General features: G+C 68.2%; 14 protein-coding genes. 6 read left to right on the plus strand and 8 right to left on the minus strand.

Annotated elements, in window-relative coordinates:
* Positions 1 to 36: 36 nt before the first annotated feature.
* The 4 genes from NVS83_RS17430 to NVS83_RS17445 all read right to left on the minus strand — a co-directional run bounded on the left by NVS83_RS17430 (position 37) and on the right by NVS83_RS17445 (position 5,424).
* Positions 37 to 1,299: an SAM-dependent methyltransferase gene (locus NVS83_RS17430; RefSeq protein ID WP_258740447.1), complete on the minus strand. Its 1,263-nt coding sequence runs from the start codon at positions 1,297 to 1,299 to the stop codon at positions 37 to 39.
* A gap of 114 nt (positions 1,300 to 1,413) precedes the next feature.
* Positions 1,414 to 2,508 carry a GGDEF domain-containing protein gene (locus NVS83_RS17435; RefSeq protein WP_258740448.1) on the minus strand — a complete coding sequence of 365 codons (1,095 nt, stop codon included), beginning with the start codon at positions 2,506 to 2,508 and terminating at the stop codon, positions 1,414 to 1,416.
* 89 nt (positions 2,509 to 2,597) lie between these two features.
* Positions 2,598 to 3,980: a malonyl-CoA decarboxylase gene (locus NVS83_RS17440; RefSeq protein ID WP_258740449.1), complete on the minus strand. Its 1,383-nt coding sequence runs from the start codon at positions 3,978 to 3,980 to the stop codon at positions 2,598 to 2,600.
* A 97-nt stretch (positions 3,981 to 4,077) separates the two neighbouring features.
* Positions 4,078 to 5,424, minus strand: coding sequence for an Nramp family divalent metal transporter (locus tag NVS83_RS17445; protein ID WP_258733360.1), 1,347 nt, complete (start codon positions 5,422 to 5,424; stop codon positions 4,078 to 4,080).
* 156 nt (positions 5,425 to 5,580) lie between these two features.
* Between NVS83_RS17445 and NVS83_RS17450 the strand changes: the two genes are divergently transcribed.
* The 3 genes from NVS83_RS17450 (at position 5,581) to NVS83_RS17460 (ending at position 9,071) form a co-directional block, all read left to right on the plus strand.
* Complete coding sequence (locus NVS83_RS17450) at positions 5,581 to 6,324, plus strand: DUF3750 domain-containing protein (protein ID WP_258740450.1); 744 nt, start codon at positions 5,581 to 5,583, stop codon at positions 6,322 to 6,324.
* 123 nt (positions 6,325 to 6,447) lie between these two features.
* Positions 6,448 to 7,278: a lytic murein transglycosylase gene (locus NVS83_RS17455; RefSeq protein ID WP_374115085.1), complete on the plus strand. Its 831-nt coding sequence runs from the start codon at positions 6,448 to 6,450 to the stop codon at positions 7,276 to 7,278.
* A gap of 167 nt (positions 7,279 to 7,445) precedes the next feature.
* Positions 7,446 to 9,071, plus strand: coding sequence for a GMC family oxidoreductase (locus tag NVS83_RS17460; RefSeq protein ID WP_258740452.1), 1,626 nt, complete (start codon positions 7,446 to 7,448; stop codon positions 9,069 to 9,071).
* Between the two features lie 21 nt (positions 9,072 to 9,092).
* On the opposite strand, the gene mepA is transcribed toward NVS83_RS17460, so the two are convergent.
* Entirely contained in the window at positions 9,093 to 9,926 is an 834-nt protein-coding gene (mepA, locus tag NVS83_RS17465) for a penicillin-insensitive murein endopeptidase (RefSeq protein ID WP_258740453.1), read from the minus strand.
* A gap of 97 nt (positions 9,927 to 10,023) precedes the next feature.
* On the minus strand, positions 10,024 to 11,055 hold the full coding sequence (locus NVS83_RS17470) for a L,D-transpeptidase (RefSeq protein WP_258740454.1): 1,032 nt from the start codon (positions 11,053 to 11,055) through the stop codon (positions 10,024 to 10,026).
* 233 nt (positions 11,056 to 11,288) lie between these two features.
* Here NVS83_RS17470 and NVS83_RS17475 point away from each other — a divergent pair, with 233 nt between their 5' ends.
* Positions 11,289 to 11,672, plus strand: coding sequence for a PRC-barrel domain-containing protein (locus NVS83_RS17475; RefSeq protein ID WP_258740455.1), 384 nt, complete (start codon positions 11,289 to 11,291; stop codon positions 11,670 to 11,672).
* Positions 11,673 to 11,743: 71 nt separating this feature from the next.
* Here NVS83_RS17475 and NVS83_RS17480 read toward each other — a convergent pair whose 3' ends face one another.
* The gene (locus tag NVS83_RS17480; protein ID WP_258733366.1) at positions 11,744 to 11,929 is read right to left on the minus strand and encodes a YegP family protein; all 186 of its coding nucleotides are present in this window, start codon (positions 11,927 to 11,929) and stop codon (positions 11,744 to 11,746) included.
* Between the two features lie 70 nt (positions 11,930 to 11,999).
* Entirely contained in the window at positions 12,000 to 13,805 is a 1,806-nt protein-coding gene (gene lepA / locus NVS83_RS17485; protein WP_258733367.1) for a translation elongation factor 4, read from the minus strand.
* Positions 13,806 to 13,907: 102 nt separating this feature from the next.
* Between lepA and NVS83_RS17490 the strand changes: the two genes are divergently transcribed.
* Complete coding sequence (locus tag NVS83_RS17490; RefSeq protein ID WP_258733368.1) at positions 13,908 to 14,543, plus strand: MBL fold metallo-hydrolase; 636 nt, start codon at positions 13,908 to 13,910, stop codon at positions 14,541 to 14,543.
* A 108-nt stretch (positions 14,544 to 14,651) separates the two neighbouring features.
* A complete protein-coding gene (locus NVS83_RS17495) occupies positions 14,652 to 15,473 on the plus strand; it encodes an MBL fold metallo-hydrolase (protein WP_258740456.1) in 822 nt (273 codons plus the stop codon).
* Positions 15,474 to 15,723 lie beyond the last annotated feature (250 nt).

A 15,723-nucleotide genomic window follows, 5' to 3' on the forward strand; every position in this document is an offset into this window, starting at 1 on the left:
CGCCCCCGGAAGCCGCCCTCCCGGCAGGCATCGACCTCAGAACGCCGGGACCGCCCTGCCCTCGCCGTCGCCCTTCTGCTCCGGCCGGGCGGCCAGCGCGCGCTCCTCGTCGACGATGTAGTCGCGGATCACCGGAACGTCGTCGCGCTCGTTGGCCAGCAGGAGCTGGAACACCATGTTCGAGCCGTGCAGGAAACCGAGCTCGACCGCGACCAGGTAGAATTCCCACATCCGCGCGAAGCGATCGCCCATCATCTCGACCACCTCCGCCCGCTTCGCCTCGAAGTTCAGGCGCCAGTGGCGGATGGTCCAGTAGTAGTGCAGCCGCAGCATCTCGCAGTCGCCGACCCACAGCCCGGTGCGCTCCAGCGAGGTGAACACCTCCGACATCGCCGGCACGTAGCCGCCGGGGAAGATGTACTTGCGGATGAAGGGCGCGGTGGTGCCGGGCGGGGACATGCGCCCGATGGCGTGGATCATGGCGAAGCCGCCCGGCGCGAGCAGCCGCTTGATGGTGGTGAAATACTCGTCGAAATGATTGACGCCGACATGCTCCATCATGCCGACCGAGACGATGCGGTCATAGGTGCCGGTCAGCTCGCGATAGTCGCGCTCGAAGAAGGTGATGCGGTCGGCGACGCCGGCCGCCTCGGCGCGCTTCTTCGATTCGGCGAGCTGCTCGGTGGCGACGTTGATCGCCGTCACATGGACGCCGAGCCCGGCGAGATAGATCGCCAGCGCCCCCCAGCCCGAGCCGATCTCCGCCACCCGCATGCCCGGCTCCAGCTTCAGCTTGGCCGCGATGTGCCGCAGCTTGGCCTGCTGCGCCTCCTCCAGCGAGGCGTCCGGCGTCGGGAAATAGGCGCAGGAATAGATCATCTGCGAATCGAGCCACAGCCGGTAGAACTCCGGCGGGTGGTCGTAATGGCTCTGCGCGTTCGACGCCGCCCGCCCCAGCGGGTTGGACTGGTGCCAGCGCTTCAGCGAACGCCAGCCCTTGCGCAACGCCTGCTGCACCGGATGCGAAGCGAGGCCGGTGCGGTTGATCGAGAACAGGTAGAGGAAGTCGTAGACGCTCGACCCGTCCTCGAAGCTCAGCCGCCCGTCCATATAGGCTTCGGCGGCGACCAGCTCCGGGTTGAAGAACAGCTCGCGGTCGAGCTTGTCGTCGTGGAGCCGCATCACCACGGCCGGCCCGTCCGAGCCGCTGCCGAATACGGTGCGCTGCCCATTCGGCTCGAGCACGGTCAGGCTGCCCTTGCGGACGAAGCGCTTCAGGAGATGGGGGAGAAAACGCATCGGAAAAGCCGCCTTCAGGTGCCGGAAACTCGCCGGCATCGGGCATAAGCGCGCCCGCGCTGTCAAGGCCGCCGCCGGCAGGCGGACCGGGGCGCCCTTCCCAAGGGGCGGATTTCAGTCCGTGAGCGGCGCCGTCCGGTGCGGCCTGCGCGGCGAGGTGCGCGGCGCCGAGCGGCGATAGGTGTCGCGGCCGGCCTTCTTGGCCTCGTAGAGCGCGAGGTCGGCATCGACGAACAGCCGGGCCGCGCCGACATCCGGCATCCCGGTGAGGGCGAAGCCGATCGAGGCGCTCATGGCGACCGATTTGCCCTGCCAGACAACCGGCAAGCGGATCGCCGTCACCGCCGCCGCCACCCGCTCCTCGACCCAGGACGCGGCGCGAGGACCGAACACCAGCACGCCGAACTCGTCGCCGCCGATGCGCGCGACCAGGCTGTCCGGGCCGAACACCTCGCTGAGCCGCTGCGCGGTCCGGCGCAGGCACTCGTCGCCGGCGGCATGGCCGAGCGTGTCGTTGATCTGCTTGAAGCCGTCGACGTCGAGCAGCACCAGAGCGGCGAGCCGCTTCTGCGCGGCGGGGGCGAGCGCCTGGCCGAGCCGGGTCTCGAATACCCCGCGATTGGCGAAGCCGGTCAGCGCGTCGCACTCCGCCAGCACCCGCATCTGGTCCCACAGATGCTTCTCGTAGGTGATGTCCTGCTTGGTGCCGAAGATGCGCACCGGGCGATCGCCCTCGCATTCCACGTCGGCCGACAGGCGCACCCAGCGCGACGTCCCCCTCGCCGTGCGCACCTCGATGTCGAGCGTGAAGGAGCCGCATTCGCGGATCGCCTTCGCGCGCAGCGCCTCCATCTCCAGCCGCGAGGTCTCGGTGTAGAGGGCGAGGATCAGGTCGCGCGTGACGCGCATCCGCCGCGGCAGCTCGAAGATGTCGTAGACGCCGTCGGTCCAGGTCAGCTCCTCGGTGGCGAGGTCGCATTCCCACACGCCGATCTTCGCCAGCGAGGAGGAGCGCTCATACATCTTCTTGTAGCGCGCAAGCTCGCTCTCGCGCTCGCGCAACGCCTGGCTGCGCCCGGCAAGGCTCCGCTCGAGCCGCCCCACGAGCTGCTGCAGTTCACCGTCGGCCGATGACTCGATGTACCCGCGCAGTTCCGCGAGCAGGGCGGCATCCTCTTCCATCGTCGAGAACGTGTGATCCTTGTGCATGGCGTAATTCCGGCGCAACGACTGATCGTGCGGCCATTCCCGGCGCGGCGGGCGAAGCAACATAGACCGGAAGCGGGCCTTCGCCGATGCTACTGAACTACCTCTCTGGCAGTGGCGGCGCGGCTCAGCGGCTCGGGCCGCAGCAGCTTGCGCACCTGCGCGCTGGCGACGATCTCGCCCTTGTCGAAGAACGCCTCATGGTTGCGCTCGATATCCTCGAGCACATAGCGGTAATTCACCATCAGCCCGGCCGCCTGCTTCATGCCGCGCACGGAGACGTCGCCGAACGGGTTGATGCGCTCGAGCCGCGCCCCGTTGCCGAGATGGAAGCGCGCCACCGGATCCACCGGACGGCCCCGCGGCGTGCGCGCCGCCAGCAGGAAGCGCGCCGCCAGCGCGCCGATCACCGGCCGTAGCGCCGCCTGCTCGGCCGCATTCGGCGCGCCCGGTTCGTCGAGCGCGGCGAGCGCGGCCCGGTCGTCGGCGGTCAGCACCTCCGATTCGGGATTGGCCCGCTCCGCCTCCAGCCAGTCGCGGAAGGTCGGCACCGGCGAGAGCGTGACGAAATGGGTGAGGTTCGGGAATTCGCGGGAGATTTCCTCGACCACCTGCTTGATCAGGAAGTTGCCGAAGCTCACCCCGCCGAGGCCGCGCTGGCAGTTCGAGATGGAGTAGAACGCCGCCGTCTTCGCCTTGGTGGGATCGAGCGGGACCCGGTCGTTGCTCAGGATCGGGGCGATGGCTTCCGGCGGGTCGCGGGTCAGCGCCACCTCGACGAAGATCAGTGGCTCGTCGACCATGGCAGGATGGAAGAAGGCGTAGCAGCGCCGGTCCGGGCTGTCGACGCGCGCACGCAGGTCGTTCCAGTCCCGGATTTCATGCACCGCCTCGTACCGGATGATCTTCTCCAGAACGTTGGCGGGCGTTGACCAGTCGATCCTGCGCAATACCAGGAACCCTCGATTGAACCAGGAGGCGAACAGATGCGTGAAGTCGCGGTCTACCTCGGCAAGTTCGCCGCGGCGAGAGAGAATGTCGAGCAGATCCGCGCGCATGGCCACCAGCGCAGCGGTGGCGCCGGGCGCGAGATTGAGCCGGCGGACCAGTTCCTGCCGGCGCGGCTCGCTCGCCGCATGAATTTCCGCGATGTCGCGCCCGCCCGATTCGGCGCCGAACGCCGCGACCGCCGCAGCGAGCCGGGCCCTGTCCGGGCCGAACTCGTTTGCCAGCGCCTCGAAGAAGGCGATGCGCTCGCCGGTCTTCAGGCCGCGATAGGCGATGAGGATCTCCTGCGCCAGCGCCACGCCCGACGCCTCGCCGCGGCCGGACAGCAGGCGCTCGCACAGCGCCGCGATGCTCGCCGCGCGGATGGCGCCGGCCGGGCGGCGCTCGCGCCCCAGATCGAGCAGCGAGCGCCCGCGCTCGGCAATGGTGCCCAGAAGATCACCGAAGAAGCTCGAACTGTCCGTCATCGTCTCTCCCCACGGCCGACATGCGGTCGAGGGGGAATGAGAGACCGCGTCGGAGAGCGGCGCAAGCCGGTCGTTGGTCGAGCGGCCACCGGCGCGGTCACGCCCCGGTGATGGCGTCGACGATCAGCTTGAAGTTCAGCACGATGATCAGCGCCGCCGCCAGCGAGGCGAGCACGATCTGCCAGCGCGGGGCGACCAGCGAGCCGAGCTTGCGCCGGTCGGCGGTGAACATGATGAGCGGCACCACCGCGAAGGGAAGCTGCAGGCTGAGCACCACCTGGCTGAGGATCAGCAGCGCCCCCGCCCCCTTCTCGCCATAGGCGATGGTGACCACCGCCGCCGGCACGATGGCGATGACGCGCGTGATGAGCCGCCGCAGCCACGGCGCCAGCCTGATGTTCAGGAAGCCTTCCATCACCGCCTGACCGGCGATGGTGGCGGTGACGGTGGAATTGAGGCCGCAGCACAGAAGCGCGACCGCGAACAGGGTCGGCGCCAGCGCGCTGCCGAGCAGCGGGTTCAGCAGTTCGTGCGCCTTGCCGAGGTCGGCGACCTCGCCGGTGCCGCCGACATGGAAGGTGGAGGCGGCGAGGATGAGGATCGAGGCGTTGATCGTCAGCGCCAGCATCAGCGCCAGCGTCGAATCCCAGGTGGCGAGGCGGATCGCGTCCTTCTTGCCTTCCAGCGTGTCGTCATGGCGCCGGGTCTGCACGATGGCCGAGTGCAGGTAGAGATTGTGCGGCATCACCGTCGCGCCGAGGATGCCGAGCGCCAGATAGAGCATGTCCGGGTTGCGCACGATCTCGGTCGTCGGCGCGAAGCCGCGGATCACCTCGCCCCAGTTGGGGTCGGCGAGCGCGATCTGGATGCCGAAGCAGGCCGCGATTACGGCGAGCAGCGCCACCACCAGCGCCTCCACCCAGCGGAAGCCAAGATTCTGCAGCAGCAGGATCAGGAACACGTCCATCGCCGTGATCACCACGCCGATCTCGAGCGGAATGCCGAACAGCAGGTTGAGGCCGATCGCGGTGCCGATGACCTCGGCGAGGTCGGTGGCGCAGATCGCCAGCTCGGCGAGCACCCACAGCACGAAGCCGACCGGGCGCGGGAAGGCGTCGCGGCAGGCCTGCGCCAGATCGCGCCCCGAGGCGACGCCCAGCCGCGAGCACAGCGCCTGCAGCAGGATCGCGATCATGTTCGAGAGCAGGGCGACGGCGAGCAGGCTGTAGCCGAAGCGCGAGCCGCCGGCGAGCGAGGTCGCCCAGTTGCCTGGGTCCATGTAGCCGGTCGCCACCAGATAGCCCGGCCCCATGAAGGCGAGGAAACGCCAGATGGTCGACTTCTTCGGCACGGCGATGCTGCCATGCACCTCCGAGAGCGCGGGGTCGCCGCGCTCGCGTCGCCAGTTGAAGGACGCAGAGCTTCCTTGAGGCCTGTCGAGCATCTGTTTCACGCTATTGCAAATGAGTTGCAGTTAAGATGTGGCACTGCAGCGGCGCTGTCAACGGTTCTGCGAACCATTCGCAACTAAAAGGACACTTTTTCGCGCGCAGCCGCCAATTCGCTGGCGCCGGGCGCGGGCTTCGGCACAGTGGAGCCGATGCTGCGCGCCGCCCGTCTCTCGCTTCTCGGCTTCATGCTGCTCTTCGCCCTGCCGCTCGGCGCCCATGCGCTGGTGCTGTGGCGCGAGGTCGACCTCACCCGCACCTGGCGCTGCGCCGACTGGTCCAGCACCGGCACCCTGCCCCTCGCCGTCGACCGGCCGGAGGCGATGGTGCGGATCTATTCCGCCCGCGTCGGCCGCTGGCGCGGCATCTTCGCCGTCCATAGCTGGATCGTGTTCAAGGAGGCCGGCGCGTCCGCCTATGAGCGCTTCGACAAGGTCGGCTGGGGCTCGCCGATCCGCCACAACGGCTACCCGCCGGACGGGCGCTGGTACGGCAACGAGCCGGTCATCGTCGCCGAGGCGACCGGAAAGGAAGCGGCGCGGCTGATCCCGAAGCTGCGCGCGGCGATCGCGGCCTATCCCTACGACCATTCCGGCGACTACCGGGCCTGGCCGGGGCCGAACTCCAACAGCTTCGTCGCCTTCGTGCTCGGCCGGGTGCCCGAGCTCGGCGCCGCCCTGCCCCCGACCGCGATCGGCAAGGACTACCCGGTCGACGGCGGCTGGATCGGCCTCGCCCCCTCCGGCACCGGCCTTCGGGTGACGCTGGGCGGCTATGGCGGCCTGACGCTCGCCTGGGTCGAAGGGGTGGAGCTCAACGTTCTCGGCGCGGTCGCCGGGCTCGATCTGCGCCGCCCGGGCCTCAAGCTTCCCGGCTTCGGGCGCATCGGCATCTGAGGCTACGCCAGCAAATAACGGCGATGCGGGCGCAGGTGAACGGGAAGACACGCTCCGTTCACTTCCCATGCGACATTCTCGGTTGCAGGATGTCACGGCGCACGCGGGGAACACACAGCCATGATGCCGAAGCTTCTCATCTCAATGCGGCAGGCCGGGCTCGCCGCCGCCCTTCTCGTGACCACGGCCCTCGCGGCGGGGCCGGCTTCCGCCGCCGGCTGCGGCAACGACGCCTCCGGCTTCGACGCGTGGCTGCGCGGCTTCCGCCAGCAGGCCGCCGCCAAGGGGTTCTCCCCGCGCACGCTGCAGGCGCTCGACGGCCTGACCTACAGCACGCAGGTGATCCGGCTCGACCGCAACCAGAAGCACTTCAAGCAGAGCTTCGAGCAGTTCTCCTCCAGCCGCATCAGCAAGGGCCGCATCGCCAAGGGCCGGCAGATGATGCAGAAATATGCCTCGACGCTGTCGAGGATCGAGCAGCGCTACGGCGTGCCAGGCGAGGTCGTGGTGGCGATCTGGGGCCTCGAGACCGATTACGGCGTCAACCAGGGCAAGATGCCGGTGTTCCGCTCGCTGGCGACGCTGGCCTATGACTGCCGCCGCTCCGACTTCTTCACCACCCAGCTCCTCGACGCGCTGCAGATCGTCCAGCATGGCGACCTGTCGATCGACGCGATGCGCGGCGCCTGGGCGGGCGAGCTCGGCCAGACCCAGTTCCTCGCCAGCTCCTATGTGCGCTTCGCCGTCGACTTTGACGGCAATGGCCGCGCCGACCTGATCCACAGCGCGCCGGACGTGCTCGCCTCCACCGCCAACTATCTGCGCGGCTATGGCTGGCGCGCCGGCGGCGGCTGGCAGCCCGGCAGCGCCAACTACCAGGCCCTGCTCGGCTGGAACAAGGCGGAGGTCTATGCGCGAACCATCGCCCTGTTCGCCAGCAAGCTGAGCAACTAGGCGCACGGGGGCCCACCAAACGGCGGTCCGCCCGGCAAGGGCGCGCGGCAGCGACGGGTCGAGCCGGCCGGCGGGCGTTCGCGAACAGCCCTTGTGCCGAATTTCCTGTTGCCCGCGCCGGGCGGCGGCGGTCAGTTTGCGCGCACCGGATTCGACCGCAGGTGCTCATGATGACGACCGCCGCCGACACCTATGACTACATCGTCGTCGGCGCCGGCTCGGCCGGCTGCGTGCTCGCCAACCGCCTCTCCGCCGACCCGAAGAACCGCGTGCTGGTGCTGGAGGCGGGCGGGCGCGACAACTGGATCTGGTTCCACATCCCGGTCGGCTACCTGTTCGCGATCGGCAATCCGCGGGCCGACTGGTGCTTCAGGACCGAGGCCGAGGCGGGGCTGAACGGGCGCGCCCTCAACTACCCGCGCGGCAAGACCATCGGCGGCTCCTCGGCCATCAACGCCATGATCTACATGCGCGGCCAGGCGGCCGACTACGATCACTGGCGCCAGCTCGGCCTTTCCGGCTGGGGCTGGGAGGATGTGCTACCGGTCTTCAAATCGCACGAGGACCACTATCTCGGCGCCGGCGAGTTCCACGGCGCCGGCGGGGAATGGCGGGTCGAGTTCCCGCGCCTGACCTGGAAGCTGCTCGACGAGGTGCGCGAGGCGGCGCGCCAGGCCGGCATCGCCCCGATCCCGGATTTCAACGCCGGCGACAATGAGGGCTCGTCCTATTTCCAGGTGAACCAGAAGCGCGGCTTCCGCTGGAGCGCGGCGCGCGGCTTCCTGAAACCCGTCCTCTCGCGCCCCAACCTGCGGCTCGAGACCTCCTGCCACACCGAGCGCCTGCTGGTGGAGGATGGCCGCGCGGCAGGCGTCGTCTATCGCCGCGACGGCGTCAGCCACACGGCGCGGGCGCGCGGCGAGGTCATCCTCGCCGCCGGGGCCATCGGCTCGCCGCACCTGATGAAGCTCTCCGGCATCGGGCCCGGCGAGGAGCTCGCCCGGCATGGCATCGGCGTGGCGCTCGACAGGCCGGGCGTCGGCGCCAATTTGCAGGACCATCTGCAACTGCGGATGATCTACAGGGTGTCGGGCGTGCCGACGCTCAACGAGCAGTACCACTCGCTGCTCGGCCGCGCGAAGATGGGCCTGGAATATGCGCTGTTCCAGCGCGGCCCGCTGACCATGGCCCCTTCCCAGCTCGGCATCTTCACCCGCTCGCGCCCCGACAAGGAGCGCGCCGACCTCGAATTCCACGTCCAGCCGCTCTCGCTCGGCAAGTTCGGCGAGCCGCTGCACCGCTTCCCCGCCTTCACCATGAGCGTGTGCAATCTGCGCCCGACCAGCCGCGGCCGGCTGACGCTCGCCGACGGGGCGGGCGCGAGTGCCCCGCTGATCCAGCCGAACTACCTCTCCACCGAAGAGGACCGGCGCGTCGCCGCCGACAGCATCCGCGTCGCCCGGCGCGTCGTCGCCCAGCCGGCGCTCGCGCCCTATGCGCCGGACGAGATGCTTCCCGGCCCCGACATCGACGACAGCGAGGAGGCGCTGGCGCGCGCCGCCGGCGACATCGGAACCACGATCTTCCATCCCGTGGGCACGGCGAAGATGGGCCTCGCCTCGGACCCGATGGCGGTGGTCGACGAGCGGCTGCGGGTGTTCGGCATCGAGGGCCTGCGCGTCGCCGACGCCTCGATCATGCCCACCATCACCTCGGGCAACACCAACTCGCCGACCATCATGATCGCCGAGAAGGCCGCCGCCATGATCCTCGCCGACGCGCGCGGGCGCTAGCGGCACAGGCCCGGGGCGCCCTCACTTCGCCAGCAGCACCTGGCGGCAGGCGGATGGAAGGTCCTTCAGCATCAAGGGCGGCTTCGGCTTCGGCGGCACCTTGGGCGGCTTCGGGTGGAGGTTCTCGTCGGAGAACCACCAGTCGAGCGCCTCGCCGCAGCCATCGCCCGGCGTCACCGCCGCCTGAGGCCGGCAGTCCGCGCTGCCGGCGGGACACGCGAGGCGCACATGCATGTGGTAGTCGTGGCCCCAATAGGGGCGCACCTTCTGCAGCCAGCCACGCTCGCCTGTGGCGTCGCGGCACAGCGCCTTCTTGATCGCCGCATTGACCAGCACGCGCTCGACCTCGGGGTCCTGCGCCGCCGCCCGGATCACCGCGAGCAGCGAGGGCGTCCACACCTTGGCATCGACGTCGAGCCGGTCCGGCCGCACGATCATCGTCGCCGACACCTTCTCGCGCTCCTCGCGGGTGAAGGGGCGCTTGGGCATCGGCATCAGCCAGATGTCGGCGTCGAGGCCCACCTGATGCGAGGCGTGGCCGCTCGACATCGGCCCGCCGCGCGGCTGCGACATGTCGCCGACCAGTATGCCCGGCCAGTCGGAGACTTGCGGCACCTTCGCGGAAAAACGCTCGAGAAAGGCGATGAGCGCGGGATGGCCCCAGTTGCGATTGCGCGAGAGCCGCATCACCTGCCAGCTCGCGCCGGTGATCGGCAACGCCTCGGCCCCGGCGAGGCAGCCCTTCGAATAGAAGCCGATCGACTGCTCGGGCATCGACGACGGCCCCTTCGCCGCGCCGAAGAGCTGGCGGGCCGGCACCGTGTCGAGCCTGGAGGCCGCCGCCTGTTGAGCCATTGCCGGAGCCGACAGCCCGCCGATCAGGATCCCCGCGCAGAGGGCCGCCCGGCGCCAGCTCCCACCCCGTCCCGGCCGGCGCGCGTCCATAATGGCCTCAGCTCATCGCCTGCGTCATGACGACGAAATCCTTGGGCGAGCGCGTGTCGGTCGTCGCCGGCAGATCGGTGATGAACATGGTCGAGCCGGGCACGAGCAGGCCGGCAAGCTTCTGGTTGGCTTCCGGCGCCACCGTGATGCGGTCGATCGCCTCCGCCGGCTTGCCGCCCACCACGCCGTTGCCCTCGAACGCCACCGCGGTCCAGGAGACCTCGCCGCCAACCTTCTTCAGCACGTAGACCACGTTGCCGAGCGGCGTCTGCGGATCGGCGATGGTGACCGGCGCGGTCAGCACCTCCTCGCCGTCCTTCAGCACCACGAGCTGCCGGTCGGCGCCGCTGATGACCATCGAGACGGCATCCTCCGCGTTCACCGGCCCGGCGGCCGGGTCGGTCTCGGCCTTGGCCTCGGGACTCTTGGGCGCGTCGTCCATGATCGCCGTGGTCGCGTCCGCCGGCAGGACGAGGCCGGGATGCAGCACGTCGATCGGCTCGGAATGGGCGTCAGCGATGATGACGGGCGTGCCGTAATGGGTGACCGAGAACACCAGCTTGGCGAAGGCGAGCGGCAGGTGCACGCAGCCATGCGAGGACGGGTAGCCCGGCAGCCCGCCGGCATGCAGCGCCACGCCCGACCAGGTGAGCCGCTCCGTATAGGGCATGGACGCGTCGTCATAGATCGAGGAATGGTGGTCGACGTCCTTCTGCAGGATCGTGAACACCCCGACCGGCGTCGCGTGGCCGGCCCGCCCGGTGGAACAGGTCGACACGCCGATCCGCACCCCGTTGCGGTAGACGTAGCAGCGCTGGTCCGGCAGCGAGACGATGATGGCGACGAAGCCCTCCGGCGCGCGATCGGGGTACCACTCGAAGGCGCCCGGCTTGAGCGCGTCGACGTCGACCTCCCCGTCCTTCGCCGGCCCGCCCTGCTGCGCCAGCGCCGCCCCGCCGGCGACGAACGCCCCCGCGCCGCCGAACAGACGAAGGACCTGGCGCCGGCTCGCGCCCGCCCGGTTTCGCTCCGATACCATTGCCGTGATTCTCCACTTCAGCCGAAGTGAAGATATCCTCCCACCGCCAGCCGCGCCACTATACCTGTCTTACAGTTCCCCGTTACAGGTACTACGTCAGCACCTTATGTATCGGGAGTTGTTTGTGGTGCTCGGCTAATATTTCGTACGGGCATCTACGAACTTCCGGAACCCGCCGCGCAAAAAGACGTTCTGCCCTCATTGCAGTGCTTCATCCACGAGGGAGGCAGAGAATGCACAGCACACAGCAGAACCTCGAAGCGCGCGAGACCATGACGCTGATCGGCAGCGACAAGGTGGAGGGCACGGCCGTCTACCGTCCGAACGGCGATCGCATCGGTTCCATCGCCCGTGTCATGATCGACAAGCTGAGCGGCCAGACCGCCTATGCGGTGATGAGTTTCGGCGGCTTCCTCGGTTTCGGCGAGGACTACTATCCCCTGCCCTGGTCCCTGCTGAAGTATGACGAGGGCCTGGACGGCTACGTCGTCGACATCACCGAGGAGCAGCTTCGCGGCGCCCCGCGCCATTCGAGCGCGGACGAAGGCGCCTGGGAGGACCGCGACTGGGACCGCAAGGTCAACGACTACTACCACGTGCCGCCCTACGTCATCTGACGCGGCACGCACCTGTCGGTAAGAAGGCCGGGCGCGAGCCCGGCCTTTTTTCGCGCGTCTGGGGGAAGCCGCTATTCCTTTGTCGTGTCGACGAGATCGGCGCCGGGCGCGTTCTTCTTGATCGACTCGATGGCGCCCATGGCCGAGGCCTTGGCCTTGTAGCCCTCCGAGGAGAACATGCTCTCGCCGTTGGACGCCTTGAAGCGGAAGCGGAACTCGCCTGCCTTGTCCTTGTAGACTTCGAATTTGTAAGCCATGCCCCCTGTCTCCCTTCTCGATCAGGTAGGCAGATGTGAGCACGAAATCCGGTGTTTGGGTAGCGTGGCGTCAATCGTCCACTTTAAGCGCGGCGATGAACGCTTCCTGCGGGATTTCCACCCTGCCGAACTGGCGCATCTTCTTCTTGCCCTCCTTCTGCTTCTCCAGAAGCTTGCGCTTGCGGGTGATGTCGCCGCCATAGCACTTGGCGGTCACGTCCTTGCGCAGGGCACGAATGGTCTCGCGGGCGATGATCTTGGCGCCGATCGCGGCCTGGATCGGGATCTGGAACAGGTGCTGCGGGATCAGGTCCTTCAGCTTCTCGCACATGGCCCGGCCGCGATATTCGGCGCGGCTGCGGTGCACCAGCATGGACAGCGCGTCGACCGGCTCGGCATTGACCAGGATCGACATCTTCACAAGGTCGCCGACGCGGTACTCGGTGATCTGGTAGTCGAAGGAGGCGTAGCCCTTCGAGATCGACTTCAGCCGGTCGTAGAAGTCGAACACCACCTCGTTCAGCGGCAGGTCGTAGGTGACCATGGCGCGCGAGCCGACATAGGTGAGCTCGATCTGGTTGCCGCGCCGGTCCTGGCAGAGCTTCAGCACGGCGCCGAGATACTCGTCCGGCGTCATGATGGTGGCGCGGATCCAGGGCTCGCGGATCTCCTTGATCTTCACCACGTCCGGCATGTCGGCCGGGTTGTGCATCTCGATCACCGAGCCGTCATTCATCTCGATCTCGTAGATGACCGACGGCGCGGTGGCGATGAGGTCGAGGTTGAACTCGCGCTCCAGCCGCTCCTGGATGATCTCGAGGTGCAGCAGGCCGAGGAAGCCGCAGCGGAAGCCGAAGCCGAGCGCGGCCGAGGTCTCCATCTCGAACGAGAAGCTGGCGTCGTTGAGCCGCAGCTTGCCCATGGCGGCGCGCAGATCCTCGAAGTCCGCGGCATCGACCGGGAACAGGCCGCAGAACACCACCGGCTGGGCGGGCTTGAAGCCGGCCAGCGCCTCGGCGGTCGGGCGCTTCTCCTCGGTGATGGTGTCGCCCACGCGGGTGTCGGCGACCTCCTTGATCGAGCCGTTGAGGAAGCCGATCTCGCCCGGGCCGAGCTCGCTCACCGCCACCAACTTGGGCGTGAACACGCCGACGCGGTCGACGTCATAGACCGCGTTGGTGCCCATCATCTTGATGCGCTGGCCCTTCTTCAGCACGCCGTCGATGATGCGCACCAGCACCACGACGCCGAGATAGACGTCGTACCAGCTGTCGACCAGCAGCGCCTTCAGCGGCGCCGCGCGGTCGCCGTTCGGCGGGGGCAGGCGCGTGACGATGGCTTCCAGCACGTCGGGCACGCCAAGGCCCGTCTTGGCCGAGATCATCACCGCGTCGGAAGCGTCGAGGCCGATCACGTCCTCGATCTGCTGCTTCACCTTCTCCGGCTCGGCGGCGGGCAGGTCCACCTTGTTGAGGACCGGGACGATCTCGTGATTGTTGTCGATGGCCTGGTAGACGTTCGCCAGCGTCTGCGCCTCGACGCCCTGCGAGGCGTCGACCACCAGCAGCGAGCCCTCGACCGCAGCGAGCGAGCGGTTCACCTCATAGGCGAAGTCGACATGGCCAGGCGTGTCGATCAGGTTGAGCGTGTAATCCCGGCCGTCCTTGGCGTGGTAGGACAACCGAACGGTCTGCGCCTTGATGGTGATGCCGCGCTCGCGCTCGATATCCATCGAGTCGAGCACCTGATCGGTCATCTCGCGAGCGCTCAGCCCTCCCGTCATCTGGATCAGACGGTCGGCGAGGGTCGACTTCCCATGGTCGATGTGGGCGACGATGGAAAAGTTGCGGATGTTGTCGAGTGGCGCTCTGCTCATGGCGCGGCGAGATAGCATTGGCGCCGGGGCGCCACAAGGCGGCTGCCTTGCGCAGTGGCATGTGATCGACCACATTCCCACCGCCTGCCTCAAGGAGTTCCCATGCCCGAGCTGAAGATCGCCGTCGTGCCCGTCACCCCGTTCCAGCAGAACTGCTCGATCGTCTGGGACGAGAAGACCAAGCGCGGCGCGGTGATCGACCCGGGCGGAGACCTGCCGCGCATCCTCGCGGCGCTGGAGGAACTGGAGGTCACGCCGGAGAAGATCGTCCTCACCCACGGGCATATCGACCACGCCGCCGGCGCCGCCGAACTCGCCGAGACGCTGAAGGTGCCGGTGGAAGGGCCGCATGAAGGCGACAAGTTCCTGCTCGACAACCTGCCGGCCGACGGCGAGCGCACCGGCATTCCCGGCCGCGCGGTCACGCCCGACCGCTGGCTCGCCGAGGGCGACGTGCTCGACATTGGCGGCGTGCCGTTCGAGGTGCTGCACGTGCCTGGCCACACGCCGGGCCATATCGTGCTGGTGAACCGCGCCAACAACATCGCCATCGTCGGCGACACGCTGTTCCAGCGCTCGGTCGGCCGCACCGACTTTCCCTATGGCGACCACGACCTGCTGATCGCCGGCATCAAGTCCAAGCTGCTGCCGCTGGGCGACGCCTTCACCATCCTGCCCGGCCACGGCGCGGCCTCGAACATCGCGCTGGAGAAGCGCACCAATCCGTTCCTGCGCTGACGGCACGAAAGCGCGGCAGATTGCCTAAGGGAAGCGCCACGAAATAGTTACTCGCCCACCGGCGCGCCTGACCGGATGATGAGGCCACACCAGCCCCGGAGTCCCGTCATGACGCGCTTCGTGACCGCGTGCCTGCTAGCCCTTGCCGGCCTCCTGGCCCCCTTCGCGGCCGCGCCCGCCTCGGCGCAGGCGGAGCGCTGCCCCAAGCTGGTGGCGGGCAGCCCCTTCCTCGCCCCGCCGGAGCCCCGCGCGCTCCCCGCCGCCTATCTCCAGCCGCGCGAGGTGAGCCTCTCCTATATCGGCCACTCCACCTTCCTGATCGAGACCGCCGGCGGCGTCACGGTGGCTACCGACTACAACGACTATGTCCGCCCCGACGTGGTGCCGCGCGTCGCTACGATGAACCGGGCGCACCTCACCCACTACTCGCTGAACCCGGACCCCGGCATCGAATATGTGCTGAAGGGCTGGCGCGAGGATCGCGACCCCGTCCATTACGACATGGAGGTCGGGGACCTTTGGATCGGCAACCTGCAGACCAACATCCGCGACTGGGAAGGCGGCACGATCCGCAACGGCAACTCGATCTTCGTGTTCCGCGCGGCGGATCTGTGCATCGCCCATCTCGGACACCTGCATCACCTGCTGACCGAACAGGACCTCGGCGCGCTGGGGCGCATCGACGTGGTGCTGGCCCCGGTCGACGGCAGCTACACGCTCGACGTCGACGGCATGGTCGAGGTGCTCAAGAAGCTGGAATCACCGGTGGTGATCCCGATGCACTATTTCAACCAGGCGACGCTGGAGCGCTTCCTCGAGCATTTCGCCAGCAGCAAATACGCGATCCGGCGCGAGAACTCGTCCACCCTCGTCCTGTCGCGGGCGAGCCTGCCGACCCAGCCGACCGTCATCGTGCTGCCGGGCCATTGACGGCATTTTAAGGGGCACGGGCCCATAAGGGAGACGGGCGCTGCCTGCGGGCTCGGGGCCAAGATGAATCGCCGTTCGAGGAACCGCCGGCAAGCCGCTGAATCGATCTGGCAGCAATGCGGGCCAAGTCGCGGATTCATTTTCTCCGCCGAACGGCGCAAGTCGATGAATCGATCTGTGCGGAACCCGCCCCAAGAGTCTGATCGGACTCGCCGATTTACGCGCGGTTAAAGTAACAACACAGCGGATA

This window comes from Ancylobacter mangrovi (genome assembly GCF_024752335.1).
Lineage (GTDB): Bacteria > Pseudomonadota > Alphaproteobacteria > Rhizobiales > Xanthobacteraceae > Ancylobacter > Ancylobacter mangrovi.

What these genes read in the sequence shown, in the direction of transcription:
- NVS83_RS17445 (WP_258733360.1), bottom strand. Translation starts at nt 5,424, where the DNA reads ATGCTCGACAGGCCTCAAGGAAGCTCTGCGTCCTTCAACTGGCGACGC.
- NVS83_RS17460 (WP_258740452.1), top strand. Translation starts at nt 7,446, where the DNA reads ATGATGACGACCGCCGCCGACACCTATGACTACATCGTCGTCGGCGCC.
- NVS83_RS17490 (WP_258733368.1), top strand. Translation starts at nt 13,908, where the DNA reads ATGCCCGAGCTGAAGATCGCCGTCGTGCCCGTCACCCCGTTCCAGCAG.
- NVS83_RS17450 (WP_258740450.1), top strand. Translation starts at nt 5,581, where the DNA reads ATGCTGCGCGCCGCCCGTCTCTCGCTTCTCGGCTTCATGCTGCTCTTC.
- NVS83_RS17440 (WP_258740449.1), bottom strand. Translation starts at nt 3,980, where the DNA reads ATGACGGACAGTTCGAGCTTCTTCGGTGATCTTCTGGGCACCATTGCC.
- NVS83_RS17470 (WP_258740454.1), bottom strand. Translation starts at nt 11,055, where the DNA reads ATGGTATCGGAGCGAAACCGGGCGGGCGCGAGCCGGCGCCAGGTCCTT.
- NVS83_RS17455 (WP_374115085.1), top strand. Translation starts at nt 6,448, where the DNA reads ATGCCGAAGCTTCTCATCTCAATGCGGCAGGCCGGGCTCGCCGCCGCC.
- NVS83_RS17435 (WP_258740448.1), bottom strand. Translation starts at nt 2,508, where the DNA reads ATGCACAAGGATCACACGTTCTCGACGATGGAAGAGGATGCCGCCCTG.
- NVS83_RS17480 (WP_258733366.1), bottom strand. Translation starts at nt 11,929, where the DNA reads ATGGCTTACAAATTCGAAGTCTACAAGGACAAGGCAGGCGAGTTCCGC.
- NVS83_RS17475 (WP_258740455.1), top strand. Translation starts at nt 11,289, where the DNA reads ATGCACAGCACACAGCAGAACCTCGAAGCGCGCGAGACCATGACGCTG.
- lepA (WP_258733367.1), bottom strand. Translation starts at nt 13,805, where the DNA reads ATGAGCAGAGCGCCACTCGACAACATCCGCAACTTTTCCATCGTCGCC.
- mepA (WP_258740453.1), bottom strand. Translation starts at nt 9,926, where the DNA reads ATGGCTCAACAGGCGGCGGCCTCCAGGCTCGACACGGTGCCGGCCCGC.
- NVS83_RS17495 (WP_258740456.1), top strand. Translation starts at nt 14,652, where the DNA reads ATGACGCGCTTCGTGACCGCGTGCCTGCTAGCCCTTGCCGGCCTCCTG.
- NVS83_RS17430 (WP_258740447.1), bottom strand. Translation starts at nt 1,299, where the DNA reads ATGCGTTTTCTCCCCCATCTCCTGAAGCGCTTCGTCCGCAAGGGCAGC.